The organism is Streptomyces sp. NPDC002701, assembly GCF_042889045.1.
In the GTDB taxonomy this organism is placed as follows: domain Bacteria; phylum Actinomycetota; class Actinomycetes; order Streptomycetales; family Streptomycetaceae; genus Streptomyces.
The window spans coordinates 138020-158729 of sequence record NZ_JBIAQL010000002.1 but is presented as its reverse complement, the minus strand read 5'-3'; the positions used below and the strand labels follow the sequence as shown (position 1 = coordinate 158729).

The window sequence follows — 20710 nt, the reverse complement described above, 5'->3', positions numbered from 1 at the left end:
GTCAGCCAGGAGGAGATGACGCATGCCGAGGTTCGAGGCCGGCGGGCCGATTCCGGCTCGCGCGCGCAAGGGCCGGGCGGCCGGCGGCGGGGTCACCGAGGCCAGGCGTCTGCTCCAGGAGCTGGGCGCTCCCCGGGGCGCCGCGACACGCGTGCCGACCGTGCCGCGCGACCGGGCGCTGCCGCTGTCCTTCGCGGGACAGCGGCTCTGGTTCCTCGACAAGTGGATGCCGGACCTGCCCGTCTACAACTCGCCGCTGGGACTGCGCCTGCGCGGGCCGCTCGACCACGGGCACCTGGTGACGGCGCTCACCCGCGTCGTCGGCCGGCACGAGATCCTGCGCACCCGCTATCTCGAAGAGCACGGTGTGCCCCACCAGGTCGTCGACCCGGCCCCGGACCGGGTGGCGCTGCCCGTCACCGATCTGACGGGGCGGCCGGACGCCGAGGGGGACGCCCACGCCCTGGCGGAGAAGGTGTCCACCGACACCTTCGACCTGGCCGCCGGCCCGGTGCTGCGCGCCCGGCTGATCCGGCTCGCCGCCGACGACCACCTGCTGGTCCTGTGCATCCACCACATCGCGACCGACGGTTGGTCGACCGGGATCCTCGTCGCCGAGCTGACCGCCTGCTACGCGGCGGCGATCACGGGCACCACTCCCGATCTTCCCGAACTGCCGGTCCAGTACGCCGACTTCGCGAGCTGGGAGCGTGGCCGGGCCTCGGCCGGGGCGACCGAGCGCCTGCTCGCGTACTGGCGCGAGCGGCTCGCCGACCTGCCGGCCCTGGACATTCCGACCGACCGGCCGCGCCCCGCCGAGCAGAGCTTCCGAGGGGCCACCACCACGCTCCGCCTGCCCGAGGAGCTGCGCACGCGGCTCTCGGAGCTGGCGCGCGCCGAGCGGGCGACGCTGCTCAGCGTCCTGCTGGCCGGCTTCAACGCGCTGCTCACCTGCTACACGGGCGCCAAGGACGTGGTCGTCGGCTCGGTGTTCTCCGGCCGGACCCACCCCGACATCGAGCGGCTCATCGGCTTCTTCGCCAACACGCTGGTGCTGCGTACGAGTACAGCGGGCGACCCGGCGTTCCGCGAGTTGATCACCCGGACCCGGGACACCGTCCTCGGCGCCCATCTCCACCAGGAGCTCGGCTTCGACCGGCTCGTCCGGGAGCTCCACCCCGAGCGGGACGCCAGCCGCAACCCCCTCTTCCAGGTCTGCTTCACCCTCCAGAACGCGACGCCCGACCGGGGTGAGGCGGGCGGGCTCCAGGTGACCCACGAGCCGGCCGAGCAGGGCACCTCCCGGTTCGACCTCGCCGTCCAGGCGACCGAGGTCCCGGGGGAAGGACTCGACCTGTGGGCCGAGTACGCCACCGACCTGTTCGACGCCGACCGGATCGAGCGGCTGCTCGCCCAGTACGCCACCATCCTCGAACAGGTCTGCGCGGACCCCGCGATCCCGCTGAGCCGGATCGACCTGCTCGGCTCCGGGCAGCGCGCCCTCGCTCTCGCCCACGCCGCCGGCCCCGCCGCACCGGACGCGCGCGGCCGGCTGCTCCACGAGCTGTTCGAGGAGCGCGCCGCCGCCGACCCCGAGGCACCCGCGACCCTCTTCGAGGGCGACACCGTCTCGTACGGCGAACTGGACGCACACGCCGACAGGATCGCCCGGCGGCTCGACGCCCGGCGCGGGGCCCGTGGCGACATCGTGGGCGTGCTGCTGCCGAGGGGCCCGGAGCTCCCGGCGGCGCTCCTCGGGGTGCTCAAGTCGGGCGCGGCCTACCTGCCGGTCGACCCCGGCTACCCCAAGGACCGGATCGCCTGGCTGCTGGAGGACTCGGGCTGCCGCACGGTGCTGACGGTGCGGAGCGTGGCGGAGCTGCTGCCCCCGCAGGTGACCCCGGTACTCCTGGACGCACAGGACACCGATTCCGACACCGCCGACACCCCCGATTCCCGAAGCCTCACCCACTCCACCCACCCGGTCGACCCGGCCTCCGCGGCCTACGTCATCTACACCTCGGGCTCGACGGGCCGTCCCAAGGGCGTCGTGGTGGAGCACCGTCAGGCGGTCGACTTCATCCTGGGCATCGTCGGCGTCTTCGGCCTCGCGAAGGGCGACCGGGTCCTCCAGTTCGCCAACCCGGCCTTCGACGTCAGCGTCTTCGACTTCTTCTCGGCGCTCACCAGCGGCGCGGCACTCGTCCAGGCGCCGGTCACGGTGCTGCACGACTTCGGCACGCTCACGAAGCTGATGCAGGCGGAAGCGGTCACCGTGACCGACCTGCCCCCGTCGATCCTCGCCGAGCTCGACGCGGACGCCTTCCCCGACCTGCGGGCCCTCTTCGTGGGCCTGGAGCCCTACCCCGGGGACCTGGTCAACCGGTGGAACATCCCCGGCCGGACGTTCCACAACGCCTATGGCCCCACCGAGGCGACCGTGGCCTGCATCGACCACCTCGTACCCGGCGTGCTCGACGGCCCGCCGCCGATCGGTCTGCCGCTCCCGGGCTACCGGGCGTACCTCCTGGACGACCGCGGCGACCTGGCCCCCGTCGGCGTACCCGGCGAGCTCTACGTGGGCGGCACCGGCGTGGCCCGGGGCTATCTCGGACGCCCCGGGCTGACGGCGGAGAAGTTCCTGCCCGACCCCTACGGTCCGCCCGGCAGCCGGGTCTACCGCACGGGCGACCTCGCGGTCCGGCGCCAGGACGGGGTGCTCACGTTCCTCGGCCGGGCGGACCGTCAGATCAAGCTGAACGGCCTTCGGATCGAGCCCGGCGAGATCGAGGTGGCGCTCACCCGCAGGCCCGGCATCCGGCAGGCGCTGGTGACCGTGCGGAACGGCGCCCTCGTCGCGTACCTCGTGACCGACGACGGGACCGAGCCGGACGCGACGGCGCTGCGCGACGCGCTGACCGCGCTGCTCCCGGTCGGCATGATCCCCACCGCGTTCATCGCGCTCGACGCCTTCCCGCTGAACGCCAACGGGAAGATCGACCACCCGAAGCTGCCCGATCCGGGCCGTCCCGTGGCCCCCGAGCGGATCGGGCCGCGCACCCCGACCGAGGTGCGTGTCGCGGAGATCTGGGCCGGGGTGCTCGGCACCACGGACATCGGGGTCACGGACGACTTCTTCGCCCTGGGCGGGAACTCGCTGCGGATCACCCAGATCACGTCCCGGATCCGCGAGGCCCTGGGGGTGAGTCTGGAGCTGCGCGCCTTCTTCCGCGCACCGACCGTGGCCGCGCTCTCGGAGCTCATCGAGAGCGAGGTCCCGGCGGCGGCCGGCAAGGAGGCCGCCGCCGAGCCGCGCGAAGGGGCAGGGGGCCCCACCTCGACCGAGCTCACGCCGACCAGGCTGCCCCCGGCCACCGATCCGGACCCGGCCGGCCTCGTCGTCCCCTTGCGTCCCGGAACCCCCGGCCACACCCCGGTCTTCTTCCTCCACGCCAGCGGCGGTTCGTCGATGTCGTACGCGGCGCTCTGCCGCGGCCTTCCGCCGGGTGTGCCGTGTTACGGCATCGAGGCACTGGGCCTCGACTCCGGCCCGCTCCCCCGGTCCGTCGCCGAGATGGCGGATGCCTACGCCGACGCCGTACAGGCGACCGCGCCGGAAGGCCCGTACCACCTCGTCGGCTGGTCCGTGGGCGGCGGCCTCGCCCACGCGACGGCGGTGAAGCTGCGCGAGCGGGGCGCGCGGGTCGCGCTGCTCGCGCTGCTCGACACGCAGGAGCCGCCCGTACTGGCGGAGGCGCCGGCCACGTCGCTGCTGCGCGCCCTGTTCGCCGAGAACCTCGCGCTCACGGCGGGGCACGAGGCCGTGGGACCGTCGGCCGAGGAACTGGCCGGACTGGACGAGACGGCGCAGTCCGACCGGGTCGTCGCCGCGCTCGTGGACGCGGGGCTCGTCCCCTCCGGCTCCACCGACCTGCTGCGGCGGCGCATGGACGTGTTCCTCGCGATCCTCTCGACGGGAGCGGTCTGGCGCCCGCAGGCGTACGACGGCCGGATCGACGTGCTGCTGGCCGAGGACTCCCCGGAGGCGTCGGCCGGGGCATGGGCGGCCTGGACGAGCGGGCCGGTGGTCGGGCACCGGGCATCCGGCGACCACTACGGAATGATGCGGGCTCCGCACGTCGCGGAACTGGCCCGGAAGCTGGGAACACTGCTCGAAGGGCCTTTCGCGTGACGACGACGAACACACCCCCCGCCGGCATCACCCCCCACCTGCCGGCGACGGACGTGCCCGACACCCGTCCGCACCCGGGGCGGCGCGCCTTCCGCAGGGAGGTACGGGCGCTGCTGCGCTCGTCGGAGGTCCAGGAGGAGGTGGACCGCGTCCGGCGCTTCCCGCCCGGTCAGGAGCCGGGCCTCCTGACCACGTACCGGCTGCTCGGCGAGCGCGGCTGGCTCGCGCCGAGCTGGCCCACGCGGTACGGCGGTGCCGGCCTCGGCCACCACGAGTCCTCGGTGGTCACCGAGGAGATGATCCTCGCCGGAGTACCGGACGACGCGCACGTGCTGAGCGTGGACATCGTGGGGCGCTTCGTCCTCGACAGCGGCACCGACGCGCAGCGCGAGCGGCTGCTGCCGCCGCTGGCCCGGGGTGAGCAGATCGCCACGGTGCTCTTCACCGAACCGCAGGCCGGGTCGGACCTCGGGCGGTTGACGACGAGAGCCGAGCCCGACGGCGACGGCGCCTGGCGCCTGTACGGCACGAAGGTCTTCAACCAGAAGTCCGGCTTCGCGGACACCGCCCTCTGCGCGGCGGTCACGGTGCCGGGGACCATGCCCGGCATCGGACTGTTCCTGCTCCCGCTGCGCTCCCCGGGGGTGACGATCAGGACGCTGCCGAACCTCACCGACGACGCGTTCTGCGAGATCTCCATCGACGGGGTGCGGCTGACGCGCGAGGACGTCGTCGGCGAGGTGGACGACGGCTGGCGGCTCATGAACGAGCTGCTGCTCCTCGAACGGACGGGCATCGACTTCCACGCGAAGATCCGCCACTGGCTCGACTCGGTGGCCGACGCGGTGCCCGAGGGGCTGCGGGAGCGGTACGCCGCGCTCGACGCGCGCCTCGCGGCGGGGCACGCCCTCGCCTGGCGGATGGTCACCGAACTGGACGCCGGCAGGACCGATCCCGTACTCGCCGCCATGGCGAAGTGGTACGTGACCGAGCAGGCCCGGGAAGTGGCCAGGTTCTGCCTGGAGTTGCGGGGCCGGGACGGTCTGCTGACCAACCAGGATCCGGACGCGCCGGACCTCGGAAGGATCGAGCGGGCGCTGCGCTACGCGCCGACGCTGACGCTCGCCTCGGGAACGTCCGAGGTGATGCTGCGCGCCATCGCGACCTCACACCTGGAGCTGCTGTGACCCTGACCGACGAGAGCGCGGCCGAAGCGCCGCTCTCCCCGCTCACCGAACTCTTCACCTCCCCGGAACTGCGGCCGGTGCTCCGCAGGCTCGGCGAACGGCCGTTGTCGGAGGAGGCGGCGGGGACGCAGGCCGCGGTGTGGGCCACGCTGGCCGAGTCCGGCGCGATCAGCGAGACGCACGACGTCCTGCCGGTCGCCGAACTGCTGGGCGAGACCCTCTACCGCGGGCCCTACCTCGACACGGTGACGGCGCTCGACGCGTTCGCGGCCCTGCCCCCGGCACCGGAGACGGAGGATCTCGTCGACGCGCTGCGGCACGGCGACCTGGCCGTCGCGCTCGCCGGCCCCGACCGCCGCTTCGTCCGCTGCGCCGACCAGGCGGACCTGCTGCTGACGGTCGAGGGGGAGAGTTTCTCCCTCGTCGAACTCGACGATCCGGGCGTACGGCTGACGGAGCACCAGGACCTCGGAAGAGGCAGCCTCTTCACGGTGACCACCACTGACCCCGGCATCCCCGTGGTGGCGACGGGCAGGCTCACCGACGCACCCGCCCTGCTCTCCCGAGCCCGCTCGCGTCAGGCCGCGTACCTGACGGGCCTGTGCCGGGGCGCCCTGGACCTGGGGGTGACGCATGCCCGTCGGAGGATCCTCTTCGGGGCGACGCTCGGCTCCCACCAGCACCCCGCGTTCCGTCTGGCGGCACTGTCGGCAAGGCTGGAAGCGGTTCGCAGCCTGCTCTACCGGGGGGACCGCCCGGACCAGGCCCTCGGCCTGGCGCGCGAACTGGCCGTGGACACCACGACAGAGGTCCTCCAGTTGCACGGCGCGTCCGGCCTTCTCGACGACGACGACGCGCAGCTCTTCTACCGCCGCGCCCTCACGGAATCCGTACTGTCACGATGACAGCCACCACCACCGCCGAACACGACCTCTGGATCCGCCGGTTCCGCCCCGCGCACCCGGGCGCCCCCCGCCTGCTCTGCCTGCCGCACGCGGGCGGCTCGGCCGGCTTCTACCTGCCGTTCGCCCAGGAACTGGCGCCGGACGTGAACGTCCTGGCCGTGCAGTACCCCGGCCGCCAGGACCGGCGCGCGGAACCCGCGTCCCTGTCCCTCACGGAACTGGCCGACGTCCTCTTCCGCCTGCTCGACCCCGGGGATCCGACGCCGCTCACCCTCTTCGGCCACAGCATGGGCGCCGCCGTCTCCTTTGAACTGGCCCGCCGTCTGGAAGCCGCGGGCCGCCCCCCGGCCCACCTCGTCGTCTCCGCCCGCCGCGGCCCCCACCTGCCGCCGGGACCGTCCTTCCACCACCTGGGCGACGCGGCGATCCTGGCCGAGGTCTCCCGCCTCAACGGCACCGACGCCCCTCCCCTGGAGGACGACGGCATCCTCCGCATGGCGCTCCCCGCCCTGCGCGCCGACTTCCGGGCCGTGGAATCCCACCGCCACACCCCGGGCCCCACGCTCACCTGCCCGGTGACCGCCATGACCGGCACCGCCGACCCGCGCGTCCCCCCACAGGACGCCCGAGCCTGGTCCACCACGACCGAGGGCCCCTTCGCCCTCTCCCTCCACCCGGGCGGCCACTTCTACCTGGTCCCCCGCCACACCGAGGTCACCACGGAACTGAGAACCCTCCTGACCGAGGCGACCACAGAGACCACTCCGCACCGCGCCTGGAAGCTGTTGTCGTTCCGGTCATGATCGCTGAGTCTCCGCTGAACAGGCATGGTGTCGGCGTCACCGAGGGAGGGTTCGGACGTTCAGTTCGTTCTCGGCGACACGGAGGTGAACTCGGTTCAGCCGAGGCAGCGTTGGTGCGTCGGGTGATCGCACGTGCTGAGCCGACCAAGGCCCTGGCCGCCGACGACGGTGTGGCAGATCCGTCCCGCTTTGGCAGTTCTCCGGGACTGGCACCCGCGTCCTGCGCGCGCTGTCACAGCCCTTTCGGCTGCGCACCGGCATCACTCACGGTGCCACCGATCACGGGATGTGACCGGGCCCCCAAGCGACAAGCAGTCGAAATCACGGTCAGCGCTGGTCGTCCAACGGCCCTACCTGAGGAGAATCTGCGGCTCGGCAGACGACTCCAAGAAGATCTCGTCCTGGGCTGCGATCCTGTTCGCCCCCGTCCTGGTCCGCACCATCCACGGCATGAACTTCACCCACATACCGGAGCTGGACTGGCGCCTCGGCCACCCCTTCGCGATCGCCTTCTGGGCATCGTCTGCACGACGCTGTACGTCATCTGCAAACGCCGGGACTGACCTTAGACACTCGCATCGCGCGCGACGCCCGCCCCGGGCGGGGCGGGCGCAACCACGTGGCCGCCTGGCGTGCGTCACGGGCGCGGGCGGCCCTCCTCGTCGTCCTCCACGCCCTCGGCCGCGATCCGTTCCTTGCGGACCTCGCCGGTGACGGTCTCCTCGTCGACCACTTCCTCGGTGCTCATCCGCACCCGCTCCACCGGCACCGCCTCGGTCTGCACCACGGGGCGCTCGGCGTGCAGGGTGACCTCGTGCTCCGCCTCGGTGATCTCGGGGCCGGTCAGCGCGTCGCCCCGGTTCGCCTCCGTGATGGGCTCCCGTTCGAGGCGTACCTCCTCGTGGCGCAGGGGCACTGTCTGCTGGACCTCCTCCGTCACCACGTACTTGCGCAGCCGGGCGCGCCCCGTCTCGTACCGCTCGGCGCCGACGTGCATGTGCTCCTCGGACCGGGTCATCGCCCCGTCCTCGGTGCCCCGCGTGTCCATGGGCGTACCCGTGCCCCTGTCCATGCCGGTGTCCGTGCCGGTGGTCCCGGCCGCGCCTGCGGTCCCCGTGGTGCCGGTGTGGGCCCAGCCGTCCCCGCCGGGCTGGTTGGCCTGCTGCCAGGCGTCGTCCCAGGCCATGCCGTAGTACTCGTAGAGCCGGACCTCCTCCGACTCGGACAGATGGCCGCCGCTGTCGACGTCGACGTTGGGTGCGTCCTTGACCTTGCCCTTGGGGTAGGGGACCTCGAGGTGGTCCTCGACCATGACCGCGTCCCTGATCGGCACGAACGACTCGCTGGTGCCGAAGAAGCCGGTCTTGATGCTGACCCATTCCGGGCGACCGGTCGCATCGTCGAAAAAGACGTGGTTCGCGTCCCCGATCTTGCTGCCCTCGGCGTCGTACACGGGGTGTTCCAGTACGGCCGGGATCTGCTCCTGGGTGATCATGCTTCAGCACCCTCCTTCTGAGTCCGGTGTCCCGTCCGAGTCACCGCCATAAGGGTGACGAAACACACTGAAGACGACAAAACTCACGAACGCCGTGACCAGCGGGCGCACCGGACAAAGGGGTGCCGACGGCCGGCGCCGGCACCCCATCCCTCAGGCCGCGAGTGCGGCGGGGGCGCCGCTCCCGACCGGCGGGGCAGCACCGCCGGGGGCCGCCACGGTCCCGGCTGCCGCACCGGTCCCGGCCGCCGCGCCGGTCTCTGTCCCAGTGACGGTCTCGGTCTCGGCGAGCAGGGCCATGAGTGTCGCCCGGGCGCGGGCGACCCGGGAGCGGACCGTACCGACGGGGCAGCCGCTGAGCTCGGCCGCCTCCGCGTAGGGCAGGCCCACCAGCTGCGTGAGGACGAACGCCTCACGGCGTTCGTAGGGCAGCGCGGCCAGCAGGTCGAGGAGTGCGACCCCGTCGTCGAAGCCCGGCAGGCCGCTCGGCTGCGCCCGCTCGACGGCCAGCCGCCAGTCCGGTACGTCGGACAGGCGCGGCCGGGCCGCGGCGTACCGGAGGCTGTCGACCACCGCGCGGCGTGCGATGGCCAGCAGCCATGTGCGGGCCGAGCAACGGCCCTCGAAGCGGTGCAGGCTGCCGAGCGCCCGCAGGAACGTGTCCTGGGCCAGGTCGTCGGCGGCCTGCGGGTCGGCCGAGAGGTACGCGACATAGCGCACGACGTCACGGTGCAGGGCCCGTACGAACCTCTCGACGGCGTCCGGGTCGCCGGACCGGGCGGCCAGCGCCCAGGCGGTTATCGACTCGTCGACGGATACCGCCGTGTCGCCCGGGTGACGGGGGCGGCCGGGAACGGGTGGAGCAGGAGTGATCACCAGGTGTCCTTCTCGGGTCATCCGTGGTCCGGACCGAGGGCGCGTACGCGCGGCGGTCCGGCGAGGGGGGACGGCCGTACGCGGAGGTACGGCCGAGGCCCGAGGCGCGCGTGGCGGCACCTCGGGGATCCGGCTGTCTCAGCTGGCAGCGGTCCCCGCGGGCGGACCCCGAGAAGTGATGGCGTGGACGAGAAGCAGCCGCCTGGGCGACCGGTCGGACGACTCGCGGCGCACGTGCAGGCGCGGGCGGTGTGCGGGTGTCGGCAGCGCGAGCAGCAGCCGCAGAGGGGCGGCGAGCCGTCCGGCCACCGCGCGCAGGATGCGGAAGGCGGCGCGCTCGCCGTGCGCCAGCCACAGACCGCACAGCAGTGCGGCGAGGAGGTGGGCGGCGATCATGCCGAGTGAGGACGTGCCGTCCATGGCATGGTCCGCGTGGCCCAGCAGCCCCGAACCCATGTGTCCGGCATCCATGTGACCGGCGTCCACGTGACTGGCATCCATGTGCCCGGAGCCCATGTGGCCGAGACCCATGTGTCCGGAGCTCATGTGTCCAGGACCCGTGTGCCCCATGGCCGTGGTGTCCGTCGTGTGCATGGCATACCCGTGCGCCGAGCCCGTACCCCGGCCTTCGCCCTGTCCCGAGGCCACCGGCCCACTCGCCGACTGCGCGAGGGAGAACGAGGTGTGGAGCAGGCCCTGGGCGACGACCACCACCGAGACGATCAGTGGCAGTCCGCGCTCCCGGCCGGCCAGACACCAGCCCGCGACACCCGTCGTCACGATCCCCGCAGCCATCGTCCACCAGGCCACCGGGGAGCCGGACATCATCACGTGCCCGAGGGCGGCGAGCAGCACACAGACGACCGCGAACACCGCGGCCCGCACTGCGCGAACGCCCCACCCAGCAGTCATGACGGGCCTCATCCTCGCATTCGTCCCGCGTACGTCGTGGTGAGGTACGGGAATTACCCCCGCCCCACGCTCAACACGGGTCGCGTGATCCAGAACACAGGTCCGGCCCGGAACCCCGCACCCCTCCGGGCCGACCTCCCCATGGGTGCCCCTCCGGCGAACCCATGGGCGGCGGGCGCCCGTCGGCATCCATACGTCCACCGCGTCAGCGCGAGCGCCGGCGGCCCCGGTGCCAGACCGCCATCGGCAGCAGCGTCCACGCGCACAGCACAGCCGCCGCGGTCCGCCAGTCGGTCAGCGACTCGGGGTGCGCACAGGCGCGCAAGGCGACGACGGCCGCGTACGCGCCGATCGCCGCCGCGACGACCGCGAACAGCGGGGCGCCGGGCAGTCCGGCCCCCAGCAGCCGGCGAGCACCGAGCAGGAGACCAGCACGGCCGTGGCCACGGCGACACGGGGCCAGGACTTCGCTGTCCTGTTTCCGGGCATGAATGGGTCGCCTCATTCGCTGAAAAGCCCTTCCACCACCCCCTGTTCGACCCTAGGGAAGGTCCTGATGTCAGAACTAGACCCGTGCACCGGTTCGGCAGCCCGCCCCGGCGCCGGTCCCGGTGCGCGTCGGCGCTGTGCCGTGGTGGGCCTGGGCGCCCGGGCCCGGCTGTTCACCCAGGCGCTGGCCGGCCCGTACGCGGACCGCGTCGACCTGGTGGGTTTCTGCGACGTCAACGCGCACCGGATGGCCGTCCACAACGGCTGGCTGGCGGCCGGCCGTCCCGGCCGCGAACCCGTGCCGGCGTACGCCGCCGGGGACTTCGACCTGATGCTGCGGCGCGAACGGGTGGACCTCGTCGTGGTGTGCAGTGTCGACCGGACCCATGACGACTACATCGTGCGCGCGCTGGAGGCGGGCTGCGACGTGGTCACGGAGAAGCCGATGACCACCGACGCGGGGCGGGCCCGCCGCATCCTGGACGCCCGGCGACGCGCCGGCCGCGAGGTGCGGGTGGCCTTCAACTACCGCTACAACCCGGTGCATTCGGCCGTACGGGAGCTCCTCGCGGCCGGTGGCATCGGTGAGGTCGGCTCGGTGCACTTCGAGTGGTTGCTCGACCTGCGGCACGGCGCGGACTATTTCCGGCGCTGGCACCGCGAGAAGGCCAACTCCGGCGGCCTGATGGTCCACAAGGCGACCCACCACTTCGACCTGGTGAACTGGTGGCTGGGCAGCGCACCGGAGACGGTCTTCGCGCAGGGCGGCCTCTTCTTCTACGGCGACGAGGCCGGACGTCGGCGCGGTCTGGCCCGGCCCTACGCCCGCGCCCACGGCTCCCCCGCCGCACAGGGGGACCCCTTCGCCGTACACCTGGCGGACTCGCCCGTGCTGAGCGCGCTCTATCTGGACGCCGAGGGGGAGGACGGCTACCACCGGGACCAGAACGTGTTCGGGCCCGGCGTGACCATCGAGGACGACATGGCGGTGCTCGTGCGGTACGCGTCCGGGGCGTCCCTGACCTACCATCTCACCGCCTACGCCCCCTGGGAGGGCTACCGCATCGCCTTCAACGGGAGCGAGGGGCGCCTCGAACTGCTCGTCGAGGAGTCGACGTGGCTGCGGCCCGAGGTACGAGCGGACGGCGCGAACCCGGTGATGCACGGCGCCGAAGCGGACGACGGGGCGGACGACGAAGCGGACGAGAGGGCGGGCCGCACCGAGATCCTGCTGCGCCGGCACTGGGAGCGGCCGCGCGAGGTGACGGTGGAGCGCGGCGAGGGCGGGCACGGGGGCGGGGACGTACGGATGCTGCGGGACCTGTTCGGCTCTCACCCCTCCACCCCGGACCCGCTGGGCCGGGCGGCGGACGCACACGACGGCGCGAAGTCACTGGCGACGGGCCTCGCGGCCAACGAGTCGTTCGCGACGGGGCGGCCGGTTCGGGTTCAGGAGCTGTTGGATGTCTGAGACGGGGGTCAGGAGGCTGGGCCGTCCGCCTTCCCTGATCTCCAGACCAACGTGACGGTGAGGTGCCCCTCCGAGTCCGACCTAGCGATGACAGCACCCACCGAGGCGCTCAGCCGGACGCCCAGCTCCACCGTGATCTCGTCCGGCCGTTGGGCCATGGCTCTCAGCCGCCGAACGGCCGAGCCGGCGACCGCGGTGATGCGGTCGAGGCCGCTGTCGAGTGTTGCCGCGGCGTCGGCGATACCGTCCGCACCCCGTGCGACAGGAATGATCGCCGGTTCGTCGTCACCCGTCTCGACGATCACTTCCACGCCGTCCTCAGTGGTGAATCGCGTCAGCTCCACGACGGCTCTCCCCCTTGGCAGTCCCCCCACGACCGTACCGATCGTCCATCCTGCAGGAAAAGGCCCCAGCAGGCGTATCCAACTGACAGAAGTCGCCGCCTGATCTCTCGGTGTGTACCGACTTCGCCCCATCCACGCGTGGGCGTTTCCAGTATCGGCTGAGCTTGGCGCTACCCTGGCCGCCCAGACACCGTCCACGGCGGGCCCGACCAACTGCGGGCGGTGCTGCTCTTTGACGTGTCGGGCCGGGTTCGCCGGGCCGCCCCCAGCGCAGAAAGTATCCGCCGTGCCCCGTACTCGTGACAGCCGAGGTTGCTGAAATGCCGGACCGCGACCGTGTGTTCCCCTCCAGGCTGCTCGATCTTTCTCCTCTGTCGTTCGCCGAGCTCGCCGAGAGCGACGACCCGGCACTTCGCCAGGCACTGCGTGCCGTACGCGAGTCGGCAAATGACGCGTTCGGCCCTCTGCTGGGCGACAGCCAGAGCGAGGAGATGTCCGCATATGCCCGCCGCCAGGTGTCCTCGGAGGTAAGTCCGCAACCATGACCGGCGCCAGCCCGCTCAGGGTGTATGACGTGTCCACGTCCTTACTCCAGGCCATTGCGTCGGGGGCCCCGGGCGCGGCGGGGCTGAAACGCCTGGAATCCGCGGAGCGGAGCATGCTACTGCTGCTGCTGCGCTCACTGCTCGAACGCGTGGAGCAGCTGCCGCCGGAGACTCTCGGTTCCCTGGCCCCGCCCTCGGCGGCATGGACGATGGCGGTCGAGGCTCAGCGGCGGTCCCCGAGCTCGGTGGAGGCGACCGTCGCGGATCCGTTCGTCAGGACGTGGGCCACCCGCTTACTGCGCCGCCTGGGCGACAGACTCGCGTCCGAGCCGGCCGACAGGGACACCCAGGACGTCCGGGGCGCGAACGGGTCGCCTCTCTGGGTGGAAATCGGACAGTTTCACTGCCTGGCCGCCGCCCTCGCCGTCCGCGCCGGCAGTGGCCCGGCGACGCTCCGGCTGCCGACCACGAGAGGCCACGTCTGGCTGCCGTCGCTGGGCGTGGCGGGCCCGGTGGACGACGACCCCTGGGGCGTCGCCGAAGCGCAGGTGTCGGTCGACGGCATCGTGCTTTACGGCGCGGGAGCCACAGCCGAGATGACCTGGCGCGGCACCGGTCCGGTCCGGCGATGGCAGCCCCTCCTCGACCTGCGGACGGCGTCGACCACCACCCGCCCCCTGCACCTGGACGCCGTCACCCCCTACCGCGACTTCGGCTCGGTGCTCCTGCCCGCGGCTTCCGTGGTAGGGGCGTCCGACACCTGGCGGAGGCGGCTGGCCGACGCCACGGACCTCCTGGAGCGCTCGCACCCACAGGCACATCAGGCGTTCACCACCCTTGTCACCAGTGTCGTTCCGCTACCGACTCCTTCCACCGACCCGATGGCCGTGGCCAGCGCTTCGAGCCAGGACGCTTTCGGGGCGGTGGCCCTGTCCCTGCCGCCCGACCGTACGCAGGCCGCCGCCGCACTCGCTCACGAGTCACGGCATCAGCAGCTGAACGCTCTGCTCGCCATGGTGCCTCTGGTCTCGGCCCCGGCCCCGGCCGGGGCCGAGGGCCCGGACAACGACGGGCAGGCCGACGAACCGGTATTTTTTGCCCCATGGCGCAGCGACCCACGACCTGCCCTAGGGCTGCTCCACGGCACCTTCGCCTTCGCTGGCGTGGCCGACTTCTGGCGTACCCACCGCCGGGAGGCCGCCGGCGAACGAGAGGCCACCCTCGCCCACTTCGAGTTCGCCGTGCTTAGGGAACAAGTCAGGGAGGGGACTCGTACGCTCGCCTCCGCCGGGCGGCTGACCCCGCCGGGCGAGACCTTCGTCGCGGCCCTGGCCGATGTGGTGGACAGCTGGCAGGACGAAAGGGTGCCCGATCTGCCGGCCAGACTGGCGCGACGCGTCTGCGCCGGACGTCGGGCGATGTGGCGGCTGCGGCATCTCGCCCCGGACGACGTGACCGGTCGGCTGCTGGCCGACGCCTGGCGCTCCGGCAAGGTACCCGCGGGCCCGGTCCGTCTGCTCCCGCGCCCCCGGCCGGAGTTGGTGCGGCCGGACTCACGCGGAGCGCTCTCCCGGCTCTTCCTCAGCCGCCCCGAGGTGTTCGCCGAAGACCGCAGGCTCGCCCGTGGCGAGACCGCCGCGGTCATGGATGTCATCACCGGTGAATCCGCCGAGGCCGAGCGGTGGTTCCGCGACCGGATCGCCCGACGCCCCGAGGACTCCGAGGCGTGGGTCGGCTGGGCTGCCACGTGGGAGGAGTCCGAGCGGCCCCCGGCAGCCCGTCTGCTGCTGGAGCGGCCCGAACTGGTGACGTGCCTCCGTCGGGCCCTGACCGGCTCCGGCACCGACGAACCTGATCCGCTGGCCCTGGCCGGATGGCTCGCGGACAGCGGCACACTGCTCGGTGCAGGCTCGTCCGGCGGACCGGACCGCGGCTGACCGGACCGCGGCTGGGAGTCGGTTAGGGGCAGACCACCGGGGTTCGGCGGGCAGCCCCACCCTCTTTGCACGTCGCACCCACTCTTTGCGCGTCGCCGCTACAGGGCGACGAGATCGATGTCGATGTTGGCCCGGATGCCGCGCTTCGCGTCGCGGGTCGCCGGATGGTCCGCGCCCAGTTGCTTGCGGTACTTCTCCAGCGTCTTGTCATGCAGTTCACGGCCGGCCGAGATGTCGCCCGTGGCCTTGAGGTCCGCGGCGTGGTTCAACTGCACGGCAAGGGAGGCCGGATGGTCGGGTCCGTAGACGCGGGAGGCCTCCGGTACCGCCTCCCGGTCGATCCGCTCGGCCTTCGTGGAGTTGCCCAGGGCGAACAAGTCACTTGCGAGGTTCATACGGGCCAGCAGCGTACGCGGATGATCGGGGCTCAGCACGGCGCTGAGGCCGTCCAGCGCCTTCTGGTCCAGTTCCAGCGCCTGTTCCACCTCTCCCAGCAGGCGCAGTGTGACCGCGAGGTTGAGGAACGTCGCATAGGTGTGCGGATGCTGTTCTCCGAACTTCCTGATGTGCCGATCCATCACATCGGTGCCCAGGGCCCGGGCCGCCTGCAACTGCCCGACCTGACGGAGATCGGTGGCATGGACCAGATTGACCCGCAGCGCGTCACGGTTGTCGGGGGACAGACGGCGCTCGGCGATCTCCCTCAGCTGTGAGGTCAACTGGTACGCGCCCTCGTGGTCCCCCGCCTTGCGCCGGGTCGCCGAGAGCTCCGCACTGATCATCACGGTCAGCGGGTGCTCGTCCCCCAACGAGTCCCGGGCCCGGGCCGCCAGGTGTTCGTGGCCTTCCAAGCAGTCCGCGTAGCGCCCGAGTTCCTGCAGATCGAGGTAGTACGCGCTGAGCGTGCCGAGCGAGTAGACGTGGTCCTCCCCGATGACCTCCACCCGGCGCCGCCAGGTCTCCTCGTCCAGTTGCAGCGCGGCCTGGACGTCGCCCGCCAGCCGCAGGCTCACCGCGTAGTTGTGGGCCGCCTGGAGGGTATTGGGTTCATCGGGCCCAAAGACCCGCAGGGACGTGCTGTAGGTCCTCTCGTCGAGCTCACGGGCACCGTAGAAGTCACCCCGCAGCCGCAGATGGATTCCCAGCAGGCTCAAGGCCAGTTGGGTGTCCTCGTGGTGCTCGCCGTGGACCCGGGTGAAGCGGTCCACCAGGTCCTTCTGCAGGTCGTAGGAATCGGTGTACCGGCCCCGACAGCGCAGGGCCTCCGCACGGACCTGGTCGGCGGCAAGCACGTCGGCGTGCTCCTGTCCCAGCCTGTCGGTCCAGCACGCCCTGGCCCTCTCGGAGAAGCTCTGGGCTCCGCTGAAGTCCCCCCGGGCGACCAGGAAGCGCAGTTCGTTGAGGACCAGCCGCCGTGTCCACGGGTCGCCGCATTCGACCGCGTTCGACACCTGCACATGGGGCAGCAGATCGGAGTACCTGGACCAGTGCGGAATGCGCTGCGGGTTCCTGGGATCCGCGTGCACGAGGAGTTGGTGGGCGGCGTGACGCATGTTCTTCTGTTCGTCGGGACCCATCTGGTCGACCAGGACCCGCTGGACGAGCCGGTGCAGCTGGATCGTGCTCTGCCGGTGGTCTATGCGGGCCAGGGCGTACCGGCCGATCTCCCGTACCGCCCTCGCCAGCTTCACCGGGTCCTCCAGCGTGGCCTGGAGGTCCTCGGGGACGGACACACCGCGAACGGCCGAGAACAGGTCCCAGGAAATGGGTTCGGGGGCGAAGAACGCGCATACCTGGAGCAGGTTGAGAGCATCCAGGTGGTCTTCCTGGAGGCGCTCCAGCGAGACGTTCCAGGCCGCGGCGACCGGCATCTCGTAGTCGGGGGGAGGATCCGACTGGAGGAGCTCGGTCCACTTCCGCTCGAAAAGTTCGAGGTACTGGTGAGCCGGCATCCCGGTCTCCGCGAGCCAGACCGCCGCCTGTTCGACCGCGAGGGGCAGATCCCCCAGCGCGGTGGCCAGCTGGTCGGCCGGAACGTCCGGGATGTCGGGGCTCCGCCGCCTGAGGAGGGCGATGCTCTCCTCCCGGGCGAACACGTTGACCTCCAGGGAACTCGCGAGGCTGGACCACTGGGCGTTGCGAGAGGTGACCAGGATGCGGCCGGGCCCGTCCGTCGGGAAGTACCGGCGGATCTCGCGTGGATTCTCCGCGTTGTCGAAGACCAGAATCCAGTTCCGGTAGGGAACACCGGTGCGCAGCGCTTCGAGTACGGTACGGACCGCGCTGACGTCGGAGCCGGCCTTGAGGCCCATGCGGTCGCCCAGCTCGATCAGTGACTGGATGACCTGGTTGTGCTGTTCTGCGGGGATCCACCACACGAGCGAGTAGTCGCGGCTGTGGCGGTACAGGTACTCGACCGCTATCTGAGACTTGCCAACTCCCCCCATGCCGTGCAGCGCTTCGGGCAGCACCGCGGCGATGCCGGTCCTCAGCCGCTCCGCGAGCAGCTCCAACAGGTCCTCCCTGCCTGTGAAGTTGCGGTTGCGCTGGGGCACGTTGCCCCACAGCCGGGAGGCATCCTGTGGTGGACGCCTACCGGTGGAGGGAGACTGGCCGAGGGTCACGTTGCCTCCTGTTGAGGGGATCCCGGGTGCGCCGGGCGACCGGAGTGCCGGTTGCCGCGAGGGGTCGGGCCGGTCCCGCACGGCGGGAGTCTCCTCGGCCGGCCGCGGCGTGGCCTGCGGCTCGGCGTCGAAGGCCGACAGCTGCGGGCCCTGTGTGTCGGGTGCCGACCGGCTCAGTAGGCTCCCTACCTCGTCGGCCCGGGCCAGGAAAGGGCCGGACAGTGCGGTGAGAGCGGAGTGCAGCGAAGGCAGGAAACGGCGCGTCTGCTGGGTCAGCGGTGGCGTGCCCGCATGGGTGTCCGACGCGACGAGGGCCGCTCCGCCGTCCCAGCGAGCGTCCAGACCGGGACCCACGTGCTGTTCGACCTGTCGCAGGACCGCAAGGGTTTCGGCACGGCTCCCCAGTGCCAGGAGTTCCTCCCTAGTGCCGGGGACGAAGTCGAAGCAGACCTGGTACGGGTCCTCCGCGTCCGTGGCGGAGTCGATCCGGTGGATCAGGCCAGCGAGCATGATCTCGGACAGGTTCCACGGCTGTGCCGAGGAGACGGTCCGCTGGACCATGCGCATGACGGGCAGGTTCAGCGGGGCCGCGGCCAGCCGGCGGGCCAGGGTGAACGCCGTGGGGGACGCGGCGGAGCGGAAGCGGGCCACGCTCTCCTGGGCCGAGTCCTCGGCCGCGGCAGGTATGGCCGGTGCGCCGTCCTGGGGAGGCAGGGCCAGCAGATCCCCGTCGGCCGTGGTCAACAGCACCGCGAGATCGTGTCTCCGGTCGCCGCCCGTAGCGGCTACGAAGTCGGCCCACCGGGCGAGCGGACCGGCCCTCAACTCCACCACGGGCACCGGCACCACCGATCCGTTCGCACCGGTCGGCGGGAGAGAGGACTCCGCCGGGCCGCGGTCCAAGTCGTGGGGCGACAGCAGTGTCTCCACCCGGTAGGCGACGTTGGGCGCTCCTCTGGCGGCCACGCGCAGGCCAGCCCGGGTGGTGCTCGGAAGTGTCAGCTCCCAGAGATGCTGGGGCAGCAGGTGAATGACCGCCGTCGGGCCGATCCGGGACCACTCGTGCAGTTGGGCGGCCGCCTGCCCGGTGCGCCAGGCGGGGCTCGCGGCGTCGGTGAGTACGAGCAGCAGGCGGTTCGGGCCGGTCGACGGCAACGAGGCGGCGGTGCCGACTGCCCGGGACGCCGTCCGAACGATCCGGAAGGCCGCCGTGTGCTCCAACATCTTCCGGATCCGCAGCGCCGAGTCCTGCCACAAGGCCATGGTGGGTCCCTCGTCGACCACCAGCAGCAGTTCCAGAAGCGGTTCCGGCTCCGAGCGCGTCTGCGGCAGCCACAGCCCATCGGTGGCGGCCCGTTCCGCGGTCGCCTCCTCGTCCAGCTTCACGGCGTAGGGCGACGAGACCGACAACTGGAGTGGCCGCAGCGCTCGTTCCAGGCCGAGCGAGTTCGTCAGACCGAGAGAGACGTCGGCGTGGGGGCTCCCCCCACCTCCCGCACGGGTTCCCCGTGCGGCCGAAAGTGCCGCCAGGGACACCTCCACCCGCCGCTGTGCGGCACGCGCCGGTCCCTGCCCCACGGCTGTGCCCTGGTCCGGTGCAGCGGGCGGCCCCGGCAGCGGGGGCAGGTCCCGCTCCGGCGGCGGAACCTGGTCCGCTATCCGGGTCCGGCCGGAATCCGCGTCCGCGGCGTCCTCGCGACAGGCGGCCAGATAGAGCGCGTCCGCGACCTCCCACCAGTAGGGCCCGTCGGTCATGGCATACCCGCATCGGGAAGTTCACCGTCCAGCCGGTGCCAGAGCGCGTCGACCACCCCGTCGAGCGAACAGCCGTCCAGGGCGTGCAGGCTGAGGTACGCGGAGTTCAGCAACTGGTCCGCGGCCAGCCCCCCGCGCTCACGGCTGCGCCGGACGAACTGCTCCAGCAGGCCGAGGGAGTCGACGCCCCGTGTCTCCTCGTCCACGAAGTGCGCGGCCACCATGTCGGCGAGACGTTCGTGGTCGGGTTCGGGCATATGGAGCCGCAGGCACCGCCGGAGGAAGGCGGGGGGAAACTCCCTCTCGCCGTTGCTCGTCACGACGACGACGGGGAACGCACGGCATCTGACGAGTCCCTCCTCGATCGTGACACTGCCGTCGGGATCGTCTGTCAGCACCACGGTGCGTGGATGGCGCCGGCGCAGCCGCACCAGTTCGGGTATGGCATACCTGCCCTCCTCGAAGACGCTGAGGAGGTCGTTGGCCAGATCTAGGTCGCTCTTGTCGATCTCGTCGATCAGCAGCACTCTGGGAGCGGCGTAGGGCAGCAGTGCGGTACCCAGCGGACCCAGTTGGAGGTAGTCCCCGACCTCGGCGCCGCCCGCCCCGTCCGTATTCGCCGCCGGCTCCCCCGCCGGGGTTCCGGACACGGCCCGCGCGGCTGCGGCATCCTGCACTCGGCCGATCGCGTCGTACTCGTAGAGGCCCGAGCGGAGCGTGCTGCGACTTGTGATGTGCCAGCGCAACACCCGGCCGAGTCCCAGCTCCCGGCTGATGCGGTAGGCCAGAGCCGACTTGCCCGTGCCCGGCCGCCCCGTCACCAGGAGCGGCCGCCGCAGATAGAGCGCGGCGTTCACCATGTCGGCCTCGTGCCGCAGTTGTTCGGACCTCGCACCCACCGGGTGGACCCGCCCCAATCGGCGGAGCACCTCTTCCTCGTCTTCCGGCGGAGCGGGTGTCTCCGGTCCGCCCGTAAACATCCGCCACTGGGGCGGTGGCGGCAGCCGCCGTAACAGCGTCCCCTCCCGCAGCGGCTCCCCCGTGCCCTGGTAGATCCACCAGGCGGGCGGGCCGGCGTCGGCAGCCGGGCGAGCATGCGCACGAGCGGCCTGTGCTTCGGGTCCGGGTGGATCGGTGCTCGTGCGTGAAGGGGGAAGCGTCCCTCCGTTTCCGGT

General features: G+C 71.9%; 14 protein-coding genes and 1 pseudogene. 8 read left to right on the top strand and 7 right to left on the bottom strand.

Annotated features, from left to right (window positions below; all coding sequences use genetic code 11):
• Nucleotides 1-22 precede the first annotated feature (22 nt).
• The 5 genes and pseudogenes from ACFYXC_RS05120 to ACFYXC_RS05100 form a co-directional block, all read left to right on the top strand.
• On the top strand, nt 23-4192 hold the full coding sequence (locus ACFYXC_RS05120) for an amino acid adenylation domain-containing protein (protein ID WP_389547103.1): 4170 nt from the start codon (nt 23-25) through the stop codon (nt 4190-4192).
• Nucleotides 4189-5379 (top strand): acyl-CoA dehydrogenase family protein, encoded by a 1191-nt coding sequence (locus tag ACFYXC_RS05115; protein WP_389547100.1) that lies wholly within the window; start codon nt 4189-4191, stop codon nt 5377-5379. The genes ACFYXC_RS05120 and ACFYXC_RS05115 overlap by 4 nt, the downstream gene beginning before the upstream one ends.
• Nucleotides 5376-6284, top strand: a complete 909-nt coding sequence (locus ACFYXC_RS05110) for an acyl-CoA dehydrogenase family protein (protein WP_389547097.1) — start codon at nt 5376-5378, stop codon at nt 6282-6284. The genes ACFYXC_RS05115 and ACFYXC_RS05110 overlap by 4 nt, the downstream gene beginning before the upstream one ends.
• Nucleotides 6281-7087 carry a thioesterase II family protein gene (locus ACFYXC_RS05105; protein WP_389547094.1) on the top strand — a complete coding sequence of 269 codons (807 nt, stop codon included), beginning with the start codon at nt 6281-6283 and terminating at the stop codon, nt 7085-7087. The genes ACFYXC_RS05110 and ACFYXC_RS05105 overlap by 4 nt, the downstream gene beginning before the upstream one ends.
• Nucleotides 7088-7465: 378 nt before the next feature.
• Nucleotides 7466-7650, top strand: a pseudogene (locus ACFYXC_RS05100) (CorA family divalent cation transporter); the annotation flags it as partial.
• A 74-nt stretch (nt 7651-7724) separates the two neighbouring features.
• On the opposite strand, the gene ACFYXC_RS05095 reads toward ACFYXC_RS05100, so the two are convergent.
• The 4 genes from ACFYXC_RS05095 to ACFYXC_RS05080 form a co-directional block, all read right to left on the bottom strand.
• Nucleotides 7725-8582 (bottom strand): PRC and DUF2382 domain-containing protein, encoded by an 858-nt coding sequence (locus ACFYXC_RS05095; RefSeq protein WP_389547091.1) that lies wholly within the window; start codon nt 8580-8582, stop codon nt 7725-7727.
• Between the two features lie 153 nt (nt 8583-8735).
• Nucleotides 8736-9458 carry a sigma-70 family RNA polymerase sigma factor gene (locus tag ACFYXC_RS05090; protein WP_389547089.1) on the bottom strand — a complete coding sequence of 241 codons (723 nt, stop codon included), beginning with the start codon at nt 9456-9458 and terminating at the stop codon, nt 8736-8738.
• Nucleotides 9459-9596: 138 nt separating this feature from the next.
• Complete coding sequence (locus ACFYXC_RS05085) at nt 9597-10370, bottom strand: hypothetical protein (protein WP_389547088.1); 774 nt, start codon at nt 10368-10370, stop codon at nt 9597-9599.
• Nucleotides 10371-10575: 205 nt separating this feature from the next.
• Nucleotides 10576-10875, bottom strand: a complete 300-nt coding sequence (locus tag ACFYXC_RS05080; protein ID WP_389547086.1) for a hypothetical protein — start codon at nt 10873-10875, stop codon at nt 10576-10578.
• A gap of 51 nt (nt 10876-10926) precedes the next feature.
• Between ACFYXC_RS05080 and ACFYXC_RS05075 the strand changes: the two genes are divergently transcribed.
• Nucleotides 10927-12330 carry a Gfo/Idh/MocA family protein gene (locus tag ACFYXC_RS05075; RefSeq protein WP_389547083.1) on the top strand — a complete coding sequence of 468 codons (1404 nt, stop codon included), beginning with the start codon at nt 10927-10929 and terminating at the stop codon, nt 12328-12330.
• Nucleotides 12331-12338: 8 nt separating this feature from the next.
• On the opposite strand, the gene ACFYXC_RS05070 is transcribed toward ACFYXC_RS05075, so the two are convergent.
• Nucleotides 12339-12674, bottom strand: a complete 336-nt coding sequence (locus ACFYXC_RS05070) for a CU044_2847 family protein (RefSeq protein ID WP_389547081.1) — start codon at nt 12672-12674, stop codon at nt 12339-12341.
• A 299-nt stretch (nt 12675-12973) separates the two neighbouring features.
• Here ACFYXC_RS05070 and ACFYXC_RS05065 point away from each other — a divergent pair, with 299 nt between their 5' ends.
• A complete protein-coding gene (locus ACFYXC_RS05065; protein WP_389547078.1) occupies nt 12974-13219 on the top strand; it encodes a hypothetical protein in 246 nt (81 codons plus the stop codon).
• Nucleotides 13220-13332: 113 nt separating this feature from the next.
• On the top strand, nt 13333-15156 hold the full coding sequence (locus ACFYXC_RS05060; RefSeq protein ID WP_389547075.1) for an aKG-HExxH-type peptide beta-hydroxylase: 1824 nt from the start codon (nt 13333-13335) through the stop codon (nt 15154-15156).
• Nucleotides 15157-15254: 98 nt separating this feature from the next.
• Here the strand turns inward: ACFYXC_RS05060 and fxsT are convergent, their stop codons facing one another.
• Entirely contained in the window at nt 15255-19535 is a 4281-nt protein-coding gene (gene fxsT / locus ACFYXC_RS05055) for an FxSxx-COOH system tetratricopeptide repeat protein (RefSeq protein WP_389547072.1), read from the bottom strand.
• Nucleotides 19532-20464, bottom strand: a complete 933-nt coding sequence (locus ACFYXC_RS05050; protein WP_389547068.1) for an AAA family ATPase — start codon at nt 20462-20464, stop codon at nt 19532-19534. The genes fxsT and ACFYXC_RS05050 overlap by 4 nt, the downstream gene beginning before the upstream one ends.
• Nucleotides 20465-20710: the final 246 nt, after the last annotated feature.